This window comes from Acidovorax sp. 100 (assembly GCF_003688355.1).
GTDB classification, from domain to species: domain Bacteria; phylum Pseudomonadota; class Gammaproteobacteria; order Burkholderiales; family Burkholderiaceae_C; genus Acidovorax; species Acidovorax delafieldii.
The window spans coordinates 2,402,690-2,414,854 of record NZ_REFD01000001.1 but is presented as its reverse complement, the minus strand read 5'-3'; the positions used below and the strand labels follow the sequence as shown (position 1 = coordinate 2,414,854).

Sequence of the window (12,165 nt, the reverse complement as noted above, 5' to 3'; positions counted from 1 at the left end):
GCAAGCAAGCCCTGCACAGGAGAACACCATGGTCAGTGCCGTCTTTCATTCCCCGTTGGATGCAGCCCCCGTGGCCGCACAGAATGCTATGAATACTGTAGCTGCAAGCGCATCATCCACTAGCGCAAGAAGCCAAAAGGCTGCGATATCTGCCCCCAAGGCACCTGCAACGCCCTCCAGCGTGGCCACTGGCCGCGACTGGTCCGCCCTCTCGCGCAGCTTCTGGCTGGCCGTGCTGCCACCGCTGTGCGGCCTGGGCCTGCTCATCGGCCTGTGGGCGGTGGTCTCCACCACCACGGGCGGCAGCATCCCCAGCCCCAAGGACACCTGGCTACAGGCGCTGGAAGTGTTCAGCAACCCCTTCTACCGCAACGGCCCCAACGACCAGGGCGTGGGCTGGAATGTGCTGATGAGCCTGCAGCGCGTGGCCATCGGCTTCGGCATGGCGGCGCTGGTGGGCATTCCGGCGGGGTTTGTGATCGGACGCTTCAATTTCCTGTCGCGCATGTTCAATCCGCTCATCAGCCTGCTGCGCCCCGTGTCGCCCCTGGCATGGCTGCCGATCGGTCTGCTGGTCTTCAAGGGCGCCAACCCGGCGGCCATCTGGACCATCTTCATCTGCTCCATCTGGCCCATGATCATCAACACCGCCGTGGGTGTGCAGCGCGTACCGCAGGACTACATGAACGTAGCGCGCGTGCTCAACCTGAGCGAATGGAAGATCGCCACCAAGATCCTGTTCCCCGCCGTGCTGCCCTACATGCTGACCGGTGTGCGCCTGGCCGTCGGCACCGCGTGGCTGGTGATCGTGGCGGCCGAGATGCTGACCGGCGGCGTGGGCATCGGCTTCTGGGTGTGGGACGAGTGGAACAACCTCAACGTCAAGAACATCATCATCGCGATCTTCGTGATCGGCATCGTCGGGCTGCTGTTGGAGTTTGCACTCATCAAGCTGGCCACCGCATTTACGTTTGAAGAGGTGAAAGCATGAACACGACAGCTCCATCCACCCACCCTTCCATGAGCACCAAGTTCATCGAGATCCACGGCGTCGAGCAGACCTTCAAGACGGCCAAGGGCCTGTTCCCGGCGCTGCGCGACATTCACCTGACGATTGCCAAGGGCGAGTTCGTGGCGCTCATCGGCCACTCGGGCTGCGGCAAGTCCACCTTGCTCAACCTGATTGCCGGCCTGACCACGCCCACCAACGGCGCGCTGCTGTGCGCCAACAAGGAGATCAAGGGCCCGGGGCCGGAGCGCGCGGTGGTGTTCCAGAACCACTCGCTGCTGCCCTGGCTCACCTGCTTTGACAACATCTACCTGGCCGTGGAGCGCGTGTTTGGCGCCAAGGAAACCAAAGCCCAGCTCAAGGCCCGCACCGACGCCGCATTGGCGCTGGTGGGCCTGACCCACGCGGGGCAAAAACGTCCGGGCGAGATCTCGGGCGGCATGAAACAGCGCGTGGGCATCGCCCGGGCCCTGAGCATGGAGCCCCAGGTGCTGCTGATGGACGAGCCCTTCGGCGCGCTCGACGCCCTGACCCGCGCCAAGCTGCAGGATGAGCTGCTGGAGATCGTGGCGCGCACCCAAAGCACCGTGGTGATGGTGACCCACGACGTGGACGAAGCCGTGCTGCTGTCCGACAAGATCGTGATGATGACCAACGGCCCGGCCGCCACGATTGGCGAGGTGCTGACCGTGGACTTGCCCCGCCCCCGCAGGCGCGTGGAGCTGGCCGAGGACCCGCAGTATGTGCACTACCGCAAGGCGGTGATCGACTTTTTGTACACCCGGCAGGGGCATGTCGAGAAGGCGGCCTGACCCCGACCCAACGCTTGGCTCACTCGCGAATCGGCGTGACCGCCGGTGGTACTGCACAATTCAGCCTCCCCGCGCCGCCTGCTTGCGGCGTCCGGTAGCAACTTTTTTGTGAACCACCGCGTCACACCATGGCATCGCAGTTCCCATTTTTCCCGCGCTCGCCCGCATCAGGCAACAGCTTCAATATCGATCAGGCGTACCAACAGGCGCTGGCCTTGCATCGGGGAGGGCAAATTCAGAATGCCGCGAACCTGTACCAGCAGATCCTGCGAAAAAAACCTGAGCATGCGGGCAGTCTGCACATGCTGGGAGTGGTCGCACTCTCCAGCAGTGCTTTTGGGAAAGCCAAAGAGCTGCTGACCGAAGCCCGAAGGCTGCTACCCCAGGATGCTGGCGTCCACGTGAATCTGGCGCTGGCTCTGGCGGAATGTGGCCTCACCGACGAAGCACTTCAGTGCATCGACGAGGCTTTGGCCTTGAACCCGGCCATGCCGGCAGCACGCGTCAACCGGTTGGCGTTGCTGGTCAAGGCGAGCCGCTATGACATGGCGCTGCAGGATGCGGAGGCCCTGGCTTCGGCAGGCATTGATCATCCGGAAATTCAGATCAACCGGGGCATAGCCCTGCTGGAGCTCCAGCGCCCTGAAGAGGCGGCCCGTTGCTTCGAAAAAGTATTGCAGGGCACCCCTCAGCATGCCAAGGCCCACAACAATCTCGCCAAAACCCTGATCGCCCTGGACCAGTTCGACGCGGCCATTGGCCACGCCAATCAGGCGCTGTCGATTCAGCCCCACTACCCCGATGCGGTGAGTACCAAAGCCCGCGCATTGGTCAGGCAACGCCTGCTCCCCGAAGCAGAGCTGCTTCTGAAAAACGCCTCGGAGACCTTCCCGCCAACGCCGGCATTGCTTCTGGACCATGCCAACTGCCTGATCGACCTTCGACGGTTCAAGGACGCCATCGCTCAGGTGGAACGCGCACTGGCCGGCGACCCGGAAAACGCTGTGGCCTACACGGTGGGCGGCCGCGCTCTCGCCGCCCTGGGCAGGCACGAGGATGCCATTGGAAATTTCGACAAGGCCTTGTCCATCGACCCCGGGCTGCATGCTGCGCGTTTTGCAAAAGCAGCATCGGAAATTGATTTGAAGCGGTTTCCCCAAGCCATTGCCAATTTGAAGGCCTGCGACACCGATCCATCCACACTGCTTCCCATCCAGATGCAGATTTGTGACTGGCAAGATTTTCAGAAGCGCAGGGAGGAACTGGGTGGGATCGCCATCGAAAACCAACGCAATCCTTTCCCGTTTCTGGCCATGCTGGACAGTCCAGAGACGCATCTGCGGATTGCGCAGGCACACCTCGAACATCTGAATGCACGGCAAGCGCAACTGGTCGATTTTCCCCGGCGCGCGCCGGGGAAAATCCGTGTCGGCTACTTTTCCGCCGACTATTTTCATCATGCCACCACGCACCTGATGATGGAACTGCTGGACAGCCACGATCGAGAACGATTCGAGATACATGCTTTCTCCCTGGGACCTCAACGTTATGACGCTGCCAGAGAAAAAGTGGTCCAAAGTGTGGATGGATTTCACGACATCAGCGGCTTGACGGACAAGGAAGCCGCAGCGCTGAGCAGGTCGCTGAACATTGACATCGCCGTAGATCTCAAGGGATTCACCATGGACGGGCGATTGGGCCTTTTTGCCGAACGCTGCGCTCCCATCCAGGTCAGCTACCTCGGCTATCCGGGCACCACCGGCGCGGATTACATGGACTACGTCATCGCGGATGAAATCGTCATTCCATTAGACAAGCAGCGATTCTTCACGGAAAAGCCGGTCTACATGCCGCACAGCTACCAAGTGAACAACAGCCAGCGGGTGATCTCCTCACGCCAGTTCACGCGCACCGAATTGGGTTTGCCAGAGAACGCCTTCGTGTTCTGTTGCTTCAACAACAACTACAAGATCCTGCCAGATACCTTCGACAGCTGGATGCGCATCCTGCAAGCAGTACCGGGAAGTGTTTTGTGGCTTTTCAAGGACAACGATGCTGCAGCTGAAAATCTGCGTAAGGAAGCCGAGCGCCGCGGCATCAGATCAGACCGCCTGGTGTTCGCGTCACGCCTACCGGCAGACGAGCATCTGGCCCGCCACGGAGCTGCGGACCTCTTCCTGGACACCCTGCCCTATAACGCTCACACCACTGCCAGCGATGCGTTATGGGCTGGTTTACCTGTACTGACGCTGGCGGGCCAATCGTTCGCGGCCCGCGTGGCTGCCAGCCTGCTCACCGCCGTGAACCTGGACAGCTTGATTACGCAGACGCAGCAGGAATACGAAGCCACAGCCATTCATCTTGCAAACCACCGAGAAGCACTCACGGCGTACCGCACGGTGCTCCACGCGCAGCGCTCACTGTCACCCCTCTTCGACGGACGGCGATTCACCCATGACGTGGAGACCGCGTATCGCATGATGGTGGAACGCCACGAGTCAGGTTTACCGGGGGAAACCATTGTGGTACCACCTTGGTCACACACGGGTGGTTGAGTGCAGTGACGGAAGTGGCGTTCTTGGCCCTTTGCGGGAACTGAGCTGAATTCAGTCAGTGCCCCCCGGTGATGTAGTTCTCCAACTGCTCAATGATGAATTTCTGCTCGGAGATGATGTCCTTAACCAGGTCGCCGATGGAAATCATGCCCACCAGCTTGCCGCCATCCACCACGGGCAGGTGGCGCAGGCGGTTGTTGCTCATGAGCTGCATGCACTGCTCGCTGGTCTGATCCGGGCGCACAAACATCACGGCCGAGGTCATCACATCCTTGACCTGGGTGACGGCTGAAGTGCGCCCCATGAGGGCGATTTTTCGGGCGTAGTCCCGCTCGGTAAAGATGCCGACGATGGACGCGCCCTCGGTCACGATGAGCGCGCCAATGCCCTTGTCGGCCATGAGCTGGAGGGCGTCCAGCACAGAAGCAGCAGGGCTGATGGTATGGACGGTGGCGTCGGGTTTGGACTGAAGAATCTTGGCGACTGCGGTCATGGAAACCTCCCTCGTGAAAACGGAAACGGGCACAGGGAGATTTCAGCCCATAAGGCCCGTGCGCGCAACCCACGCAAGCCCCATGTGCAGCGCTTTTTGATCATCTGTTGCACGGCGAATGCAATGGATGTTTCTGCGCCGTTGCATACCGCCTTGCGCGAAACAAACTGAAAAGAAGCGAAACCGCGGCGAGACGACGCCCCCGGCCTGCCCCGGCACGATGGAGCCCATGTTCAACGCACCGACCACGTTCACCTCTGCGGCATCTGTTGCCTGCCTGCGCCCGGCGGATTCCATGGCAAACCGCCAGGGTTCCGAGGGCAGGCAGACACGGCAGACGGCCCGGGAGATTGTTTCCAATACTGGAACAGTTAGTTCGCGACTCAGTGGTTTTTCTCTGAACAGCACCGGCGTACAGTTCATCCCATCGATGAGCCGAACCCGCAAGGCGACTCACCGAACCCGGTGCGAAGCGAGTCGTTTCTGATCTTCACCCGGTTTTTTTGAGACGCTTTTTTAACTTCAAGGATTTCCATCATGAACAACACCGCACGTTTCCTGTCTATCGCCGCTGTTACTGCTTTCGCTTCTTTCGGTGCCCAAGCCGACGAAGCTGACGCTTCGCAGTTCGCCACCCAATTCGAAACCAGCCGCACCCGCGCCGAAGTGATCGCCGAAGCCGCTACGGCTGTGCAAATGCGCAGCCAAGAGCCCGCAGGCTCCCGCGTGGTGACCTACAAGTCCACGGCTGATCGCGCTGCCGTGCGTGCCGAAGCTGCCGCACAAGCCATGCGCACTGGCCGCGTGGGCCCTGCTGAAGGCGGTTGATTCAATTTCTTGAATCCACAGCTTCACCCATCGCGTATTCCAGATACCTCGTCCCCATTTTTCGAATTTCACAGGAGTTTCATCATGAACAAGACTGCCCGTTTCCTCTCTATCGCTGCTGTTGCTGCTTTCGCTTCTTTTGGTGCCCAGGCTGACGAAGCCGATGCTTCGCAGTTCGCCACCAAGTTTGAAACCAACCGCACCCGCGCTGAAGTGGCTGCCGAAGCCGCTACTGTGGCCCAGACCCGCTCCATCGAGCCCGCTGGTTCGCGTGTGGTGACCTACAAGTCCACGGCTGACCGCGCTGCCGTGCGTGCCCAGGCCGCTGAAGCACTGCGCACCGGCCAGATCTCGTCCGGCGAAATCGGCTCCATGTAATTCGCTGGGCCTGCACCACGGTGCAGGTAGAAGGTTGCAAATGCCAAAAAAGGCCGAGGCCCCTGCAGGGGCCTCGGCCATTTTTTGATGGTACTTCGCTAAAAAGAGAAGCTCGAGGCCCGCCCCCGACAGCTTGGCGGCCGCCGAGGGTCTCCGCCAAGATTTACTTGCCCGCGCGCGCCTGGGCCACCGCTGCCTGTACGTCCTTCCACAGCGCTTCGCCCACGTTGGCGGCAATGCTGGCGTTCACGGCACTGAGCTTGTCGCGCATGCGGTTGGCTTCAGCTGCGGGCAGATCATTGACCTGCATGCCTTTGCCCTTGAGGTCAGCCAGCGCCTTGTCGGCCTCGGCACGGGTGTCCTGGCGCTCGAAGTCGCGGCTCTTCTTGGCGGCGTCGAGCAGCACCTTCTGCTCGGCCTTCGACAGGCCATCCCAGTACTTCTTGCTCACCAGCACGATCCAGGGGCTGTAGACGTGGTTCGTCACCGTGAGGTACTTCTGCACCTCATAGAACTTGCTCGACAGGATGGTGTTGTAGGGGTTCTCCTGGCCGTCCACCGTCTTGGTTTCGAGGGCAGTGAAGAGTTCCGAGAACGGCAGCGGCACCGCATTGGCGCCCAGGGTCTTGAAGCTGTCGAGGAACACGTTGTTTTGCATCACGCGCAGCTTGATGCCGTCCATGTCTTCCAGCTTGTTGACCGGGCGCTTGCTGTTCGTGAGGTTGCGGAACCCGTTCTCCCAGTACACCAGGCCCACCAGGCCCTTTTCCTGCAGCTTGTCCATCACCTTCTGGCCCACAGGGCCGTCCAGCACCACATCAGCTTCCTTGGCGTTGTTGAACAGGAACGGCGTGTCCCAGATCGCCATTTCCTTGGTAATGCCCACCAGGGTCGCGGTGGAGCCCACCATCATCTCCTGCGCACCGCCGATCAGGGCCTGCTGCATCTGTACGTCCGAACCCAGTGCGGCGGCACCGATGGCGCGAATCTTCATCTTGCCGCCCGAGGCCTTTTCCACTTCCTGCGCAAACAGCTTGGTGGCCCGGCCCTGGTTGGAGTCTTCGTTCAGGCCGTAGCCAAAACGGATGATGCGCGGCTTGAAGTCTTGCGCTGCGGCCTGGAACGAGCAGGTGATGGCAGCGACCGACAAGGCGGCCAGCAGGGTGCGACGGAAAGTTTTCATGGTTGTCTCCATTGGCAAGAAAAACGGGGAAGAGGAGCAGGCAAACGGCTAGCGCAGCCAGACGACGGGAGCAGTCACGATCTGCGGGAAGACCACCAGCAGCGCCAGGATCAGCACGTAGGTGATAAGAAACGGGTTCACGCCCTTGATGACGCTGTGCATCGAGATGCGCCCCACCCCGGCCACCACGTTGAGCACCGTGCCCACCGGCGGGGTGATGAGGCCGATGGCGCCGTTGAGCACGAACATCAGGCCGAAATACACCGGGTCAATCCCCGCCTTGACGGCGATGGGCAGCATCACGGGCGCAAAGATCAGGATGGTGGGCGTGAGGTCCAGCGCCGTGCCGATGAGCACCAGCACGATCATCATCACAGCCATCAACAGGCGCGGGTTCTCCACCAGGGGGCCCAGCCAGCTCGTCAGCACGTTGGGCAGGTCGGCCAGCGTGATCATGTAGCTGGCCACCTGAGCACCCGCACACAGGAACATCACGATGGAGGTCGTCTTGGCCGCCCGCACCAGCACGCCGTAGATGTCGGCCAGCTTCATCTCGCGGTGGATGAACAAGGCCACCACCAGGGCGTAGAACGCAGCCACCACGGCGGCTTCGGTGGGGGTAAACACGCCCGTCTTCATACCGCCGATGATGATGAGCGGCATCAGCATGGCCCAGAAGGCGCGCACGGTGGCGCGCAGGCGGTCCTTGACGGGCAAGGGCTCGCCCTGGGGCAGGTCCATGCCGCGCAGCACCCAACGCCAGGCAAAGATGAGGCCCACACCCATCATCAGCCCCGGCACGATGCCGGAGACAAACAGCGCCGAGATCGAGGTGTTGGTCGTCACACCGTAGATCACAAAGGGCATGGACGGCGGAATGATGGGCGCGATGATGCCGCCCGAGGCAATCAGCCCGGCGGATGTGTTCATGGGGTAGCCCTGCTGGCGCATCATGGGCAGCAGGATGGTGGCCAGCGCGGCGGTGTCGGCCAGGGCCGAGCCGCTCATGCTGGCCATGAGCACCGCAGCGCCAATGGCCACATAGCCCAACCCGCCCCGGATATGCCCGACCCAGGCCTGCGCCATGTCGATGATGCGGCGGCTGATGCCGCCCGAGTTCATCAGCTCACCGGCCAGGATAAAGAAGGGCACGGCCAGCAGCGGAAAGCTGTCCACCCCCGCCACCAGGTTCTGGGCCAGCAACTGGGCGTCCCAAAAATCGAGCACCCATGCCATGCCAGCGCCTGTGAGCACCAGGGCCAAGCCCATGTTCATGCCCGTGCCCATCAGCACCAGCATGCCCAGCGAAAAAACGAGAAAAGCCTGCGCTTCGGGTCCCATGGTCACTCCACCTCAGCGCCATGACCGAGGTCCAGCGGCTTGCGTTGAATCAATTCGATGGTTGCCATCACACCAATGGCCACCGCGCACAAAAAGGCCGGCAACGGCAGCAGCGCCGCCGGGTAGGCCATGACGACCGAGCGGCTGCCCATGCCCACCACCACCTGCTGCCAGGCACCCCAGGCCAGCATCGCGCTGGCGGTGATCACCAGCAGCCGGATCACGGCCGTCAGCAGGCCAAAGGCCACCGGGCGCTTGGCCAGCAGGCCAGCCAGGCTGGTGAAGGCCATGTGTTCGCCTGCCGGATAGGCCGCTGAGGCACCGATGAACACCATCCAGACGAACAACAGGCGCGACAGTTCTTCACTGGCTGCCACGCCGCTGCCAAAGCCGTAACGCAGCACCACGTTGATGAACACGGCCACGGCCATCACGCCCAGGCAGCTGGCCATGAGCACCTGGGAGATCCGCGCAAAGCGGCTCTCTGGCACGGCATGTTGTGCAGGGGAACTCATGCGGTCTCCTTCGTTGCCAGCCAGGCCGAGGCCTGTTGTTGCAGCGTGGGCAGGTCCAGCAATGCATCCAGGCGCAGCACGCCCGTTTCGCCCACGGGGGATTCCAGCGTGGCGAACTGGCTGTCCACCAAGGCACTGGAGAAAAAATGGGTGCCTGCGCGGGCGGCCACGCGTTGGCCTGCGCTCGCGCGGTCGATTTCCAGAAAGACGAACCGCAACCCGGGGCAGGCGTTGCGCAAGCGGTCGCGGTAGACCCTCTTGAGCGCCGAGCAGGTCAGCACCGCGCCCTGGGGCTGGTCCTGTAGCAGCTGTCCCAACGTGGCCAGCCATCCTTCACGGTCCGTATCGGTCAATGCAATGCCCTGGCGCATCTTTTCGCGGCTGGCGGGGCTGTGGTGGTCGTCCCCTTCGATCAGAGGCAGGCCCTCGGCCTGGGCCAGGGCGGAACCCAGGCTCGACTTGCCGCAGCCCGCCACGCCCATGACGACCACAAAAGCCGGTGACGCTTGAAAACTCATATTGGTAGCGCTATCCAAACAATCCATAAAAAAGGCATCCGCTCTGGATGCCGCTCCATCTGTGGCAACTTCTGCAACTTCATCCAAAATGGCTCCTGTTGCGTTGCCCATCAGCCTGGACAGCGCTATCCTAACCAGATCAAATCCAACCCCCATGAGGGTTAACCCTTGAACAAACCCGAGACAAAACGCCGCTCCAGCGGCCGCATCACGCTGAGCGACGTGGCCAAGGCCGCCGAGGTCAGCCCCATCACTGCCTCCCGCGCCCTGCGGGGAGAACGCGGCGTGGCGCAAGAACTGGTGCAGCGCGTAAAAGTCGCCGCTGAGCAATTGGGCTATGTGCCCGACCCCGCAGCGCGCGCACTCGCTTCACAGCGCAGCGTGCAGGTGCCTGTGCTGGTGCCGCTGCTGTCCAACGCGCTGTTTGTGGACGTGCTGGAGGCCGTGCATCGCACGCTGTTCCCGCAGGGCTACCAGGCGCTGATCGGCGTCACGCACTACGACCCGCAAGAGGAGGAGCAGCTGCTGCGCACCTACCTCGCGCACCGTCCGGCCGGGCTGCTGGTCACCGGCTTTGACCGCACCGAGGCCGCGCGCCACCTGATTGCCGCCAGCGGCGTGCCCTGCGTGCACCTGATGGAGATGACCTCGGCCCCCGGCGTGTTCTGCGTGGGGTTTTCGCAGCAGGATGCAGGCCACAGCATGACGGACCACCTGCTGGCGCGTGGCTACCGAAAGATCGCTTTTGTAGCCGCCCAGCTGGACCCCCGCACCATGCAGCGCGCAGAGGGCTACCGCCGCTGTCTGCGCGAAGCGGGCCTGTACGACCCCAAGCTGGAGCTGCTGAGCCCGCAGCCTTCATCGATGCGGCTGGGTGGGGAACTGCTGGAAGAGCTGCTGCGCACCCGCCCCGGTGTCGATGCCGTGTTCTTCTGCAATGACGACTTGGCCCAGGGCGGCCTGCTGGCCGCGCAGCGCCTGGGTCTGTCGGTGCCCGGCCAAGTGGCCATTGCGGGCTTTAACGACCTGGCAGGCAGCGACCAGATGCTGCCGCCGCTGACCACGGTACACACGCCACGCTCCGCCGTGGGCGAGGCCAGCGCACGCATGCTGCTGGCGCTGATGCGCGGCGAGGTGCCAGAGCACAACTCGGTGAATCTGGGGTTTGAGCTGACGGTGCGCGAGAGCACCTGACCCCTCTCTCCGCGGCGCCCACCGGAAGCCACAGCGCCGCCCAGACCTACGCCAAGACCCGGCGGCAACGCGGTCGCTCGTCTCGCGCAGACAACCCATCCCCTCACTATCGCTCAGGCCAGGGTGAGCGCCGTCGCACGCCACAACCGTCGCGTGCGCCCCCCCTTTGCCCACCTCAGAGCTCACACCTCCCACCGGCTCTGCAGACGGGACGAAACCCTGACAGTCACGCAGCGCACGCCGTCGCAGCGGTACCTCCTACCCAGCATGCGACTCGGAGTCAGCGCACAGAGACCTCACCCCAATTTAAGACAATATATTTTCATAAAAACAACAAGAAGTTTTTATCAAAGGTGTTCTTATCTACGGGAAAATCCATCGCTTATTTCAAAAATTCGGGTTAACACCTACCACGCCGTAAACGACAACTGTTTGACACATCAAATTCGCGTCACTACGATAAGCAAATATGTTGTCTTAATTACCCCTGCTGTTGTAGCAGGGGGTGTGCCCCGAACTACTCAGGAGAGAACCATGCGCAATCTGAATGGAAAGACCGTGATCGTGACCGGCGGCGGCGGCGGCATTGGTGGGGCCACCAGCCGCCGCTTTGCCGAAGAAGGCGCCAAGGTGGCTGTGTTCGACATGAACCTGGAGGCTGCGCAGAAAGTGGCCGAAGGCATCCAGGCTGCAGGGGGCGTGGCCCAGGCCTTCCAGTGCGATATCACCCAGCGCCCCCAGGTAGACACCGCCGTGGCAGCGGCCGAAGCTGCCCTGGGCCCCATCGATGTGCTGGTCAACAACGCCGGCTGGGATGTGTTCAAGCCTTTCACCAAGACCGTACCTGCCGAGTGGGACAAGCTCATTGCCATCAACCTGACGGGTGCACTGCACATGCTGCACGCCGTGCTGCCCGGCATGGCAGAGCGCAAGACCGGCCGCATCGTCAACATCGCGTCCGATGCGGCGCGCGGTGGTTCGTCCGGCGAGGCGGTGTACTCCGCGTGCAAGGGAGGGCTGGTGGCCTTGTCCAAGACGCTGGCCCGGGAGCACGCCCGCCAGAACATCACCGTCAACGTGGTCTGCCCCGGCCCCACCGACACCGCACTGCTGGCCGGTGTGGCTGAAGGCGCCCGCGACCCCGCCAAGCTGCTGGAAGCGTTTCGCAGCGCTATCCCCCTGGGCCGCCTGGGCCAGCCCGATGACCTGGCCAGCGCCATTGCCTTCTTTGGCAGCGATGACGCGGGCTTCATCACCGGCCAGGTCATCAGCGTGTCGGGCGGCCTGACCATGCACGGTTGATCCCCGGATACCTCCTTACCTTTACCGAGAGAACACC

At 62.4% G+C, this 12,165-nt stretch carries 13 protein-coding genes; 7 read left to right on the top strand and 6 right to left on the bottom strand.

Going from position 1 to position 12,165, the window contains the following annotated elements:
* The first annotated feature begins 28 nt into the window (after positions 1–28).
* From ntrB to C8C96_RS11145, 3 genes are all read left to right on the top strand, one after another.
* Positions 29–991, top strand: a complete 963-nt coding sequence (gene ntrB / locus C8C96_RS11155; protein ID WP_099730821.1) for a nitrate ABC transporter permease — start codon at positions 29–31, stop codon at positions 989–991.
* Positions 988–1,821, top strand: coding sequence for an ABC transporter ATP-binding protein (locus tag C8C96_RS11150; protein ID WP_121942359.1), 834 nt, complete (start codon positions 988–990; stop codon positions 1,819–1,821). Before ntrB ends, C8C96_RS11150 begins: the two co-directional genes overlap by 4 nt.
* A 128-nt stretch (positions 1,822–1,949) precedes the next feature.
* Complete coding sequence (locus C8C96_RS11145; protein ID WP_121942358.1) at positions 1,950–4,376, top strand: tetratricopeptide repeat protein; 2,427 nt, start codon at positions 1,950–1,952, stop codon at positions 4,374–4,376.
* A 55-nt stretch (positions 4,377–4,431) separates the two neighbouring features.
* On the opposite strand, the gene C8C96_RS11140 is transcribed toward C8C96_RS11145, so the two are convergent.
* Positions 4,432–4,869 carry a CBS domain-containing protein gene (locus tag C8C96_RS11140; protein WP_121942357.1) on the bottom strand — a complete coding sequence of 146 codons (438 nt, stop codon included), beginning with the start codon at positions 4,867–4,869 and terminating at the stop codon, positions 4,432–4,434.
* A 42-nt stretch (positions 4,870–4,911) separates the two neighbouring features.
* Positions 4,912–5,166, bottom strand: coding sequence for a hypothetical protein (locus tag C8C96_RS24620; RefSeq protein WP_147455664.1), 255 nt, complete (start codon positions 5,164–5,166; stop codon positions 4,912–4,914).
* Positions 5,167–5,406: 240 nt separating this feature from the next.
* On the opposite strand from C8C96_RS24620, the gene C8C96_RS11135 reads away from it, so the two are divergent.
* A complete protein-coding gene (locus C8C96_RS11135) occupies positions 5,407–5,697 on the top strand; it encodes a DUF4148 domain-containing protein (protein WP_121942356.1) in 291 nt (96 codons plus the stop codon).
* An 84-nt stretch (positions 5,698–5,781) separates the two neighbouring features.
* On the top strand, positions 5,782–6,075 hold the full coding sequence (locus tag C8C96_RS11130) for a hypothetical protein (RefSeq protein ID WP_056058309.1): 294 nt from the start codon (positions 5,782–5,784) through the stop codon (positions 6,073–6,075).
* 163 nt (positions 6,076–6,238) lie between these two features.
* Here the strand turns inward: C8C96_RS11130 and C8C96_RS11125 are convergent, their stop codons facing one another.
* From C8C96_RS11125 to C8C96_RS11110, 4 genes are read right to left on the bottom strand one after another with little or no spacing between them, the layout of a single operon-like run.
* The gene (locus C8C96_RS11125) at positions 6,239–7,258 is read right to left on the bottom strand and encodes a TRAP transporter substrate-binding protein (RefSeq protein WP_056058306.1); all 1,020 of its coding nucleotides are present in this window, start codon (positions 7,256–7,258) and stop codon (positions 6,239–6,241) included.
* A 48-nt stretch (positions 7,259–7,306) separates the two neighbouring features.
* Positions 7,307–8,599, bottom strand: coding sequence for a TRAP transporter large permease (locus C8C96_RS11120; RefSeq protein WP_056058302.1), 1,293 nt, complete (start codon positions 8,597–8,599; stop codon positions 7,307–7,309).
* Positions 8,600–8,601: 2 nt separating this feature from the next.
* Positions 8,602–9,114, bottom strand: a complete 513-nt coding sequence (locus tag C8C96_RS11115; RefSeq protein WP_121942355.1) for a TRAP transporter small permease — start codon at positions 9,112–9,114, stop codon at positions 8,602–8,604.
* The gene (locus C8C96_RS11110) at positions 9,111–9,632 is read right to left on the bottom strand and encodes a gluconokinase (RefSeq protein ID WP_233584217.1); all 522 of its coding nucleotides are present in this window, start codon (positions 9,630–9,632) and stop codon (positions 9,111–9,113) included. The genes C8C96_RS11115 and C8C96_RS11110 overlap by 4 nt, the downstream gene beginning before the upstream one ends.
* A 168-nt stretch (positions 9,633–9,800) precedes the next feature.
* On the opposite strand from C8C96_RS11110, the gene C8C96_RS11105 reads away from it, so the two are divergent.
* Positions 9,801–10,826 (top strand): LacI family DNA-binding transcriptional regulator, encoded by a 1,026-nt coding sequence (locus tag C8C96_RS11105; protein ID WP_121942353.1) that lies wholly within the window; start codon positions 9,801–9,803, stop codon positions 10,824–10,826.
* A gap of 534 nt (positions 10,827–11,360) precedes the next feature.
* The gene (gene badH / locus C8C96_RS11100; protein WP_121942352.1) at positions 11,361–12,128 is read left to right on the top strand and encodes a 2-hydroxycyclohexanecarboxyl-CoA dehydrogenase; all 768 of its coding nucleotides are present in this window, start codon (positions 11,361–11,363) and stop codon (positions 12,126–12,128) included.
* Positions 12,129–12,165: the final 37 nt, after the last annotated feature.

Bases quoted from the DNA above. Each gene is read 5' to 3' on its own strand.
- ntrB (WP_099730821.1), top strand. From the start codon at position 29: ATGGTCAGTGCCGTCTTTCATTCCCCGTTGGATGCAGCCCCCGTGGCC.
- C8C96_RS11150 (WP_121942359.1), top strand. From the start codon at position 988: ATGAACACGACAGCTCCATCCACCCACCCTTCCATGAGCACCAAGTTC.
- C8C96_RS11145 (WP_121942358.1), top strand. From the start codon at position 1,950: ATGGCATCGCAGTTCCCATTTTTCCCGCGCTCGCCCGCATCAGGCAAC.
- C8C96_RS11140 (WP_121942357.1), bottom strand. From the start codon at position 4,869: ATGACCGCAGTCGCCAAGATTCTTCAGTCCAAACCCGACGCCACCGTC.
- C8C96_RS24620 (WP_147455664.1), bottom strand. From the start codon at position 5,166: ATGGAATCCGCCGGGCGCAGGCAGGCAACAGATGCCGCAGAGGTGAAC.
- C8C96_RS11135 (WP_121942356.1), top strand. From the start codon at position 5,407: ATGAACAACACCGCACGTTTCCTGTCTATCGCCGCTGTTACTGCTTTC.
- C8C96_RS11130 (WP_056058309.1), top strand. From the start codon at position 5,782: ATGAACAAGACTGCCCGTTTCCTCTCTATCGCTGCTGTTGCTGCTTTC.
- C8C96_RS11125 (WP_056058306.1), bottom strand. From the start codon at position 7,258: ATGAAAACTTTCCGTCGCACCCTGCTGGCCGCCTTGTCGGTCGCTGCC.
- C8C96_RS11120 (WP_056058302.1), bottom strand. From the start codon at position 8,599: ATGGGACCCGAAGCGCAGGCTTTTCTCGTTTTTTCGCTGGGCATGCTG.
- C8C96_RS11115 (WP_121942355.1), bottom strand. From the start codon at position 9,114: ATGAGTTCCCCTGCACAACATGCCGTGCCAGAGAGCCGCTTTGCGCGG.
- C8C96_RS11110 (WP_233584217.1), bottom strand. From the start codon at position 9,632: ATGAGTTTTCAAGCGTCACCGGCTTTTGTGGTCGTCATGGGCGTGGCG.
- badH (WP_121942352.1), top strand. From the start codon at position 11,361: ATGCGCAATCTGAATGGAAAGACCGTGATCGTGACCGGCGGCGGCGGC.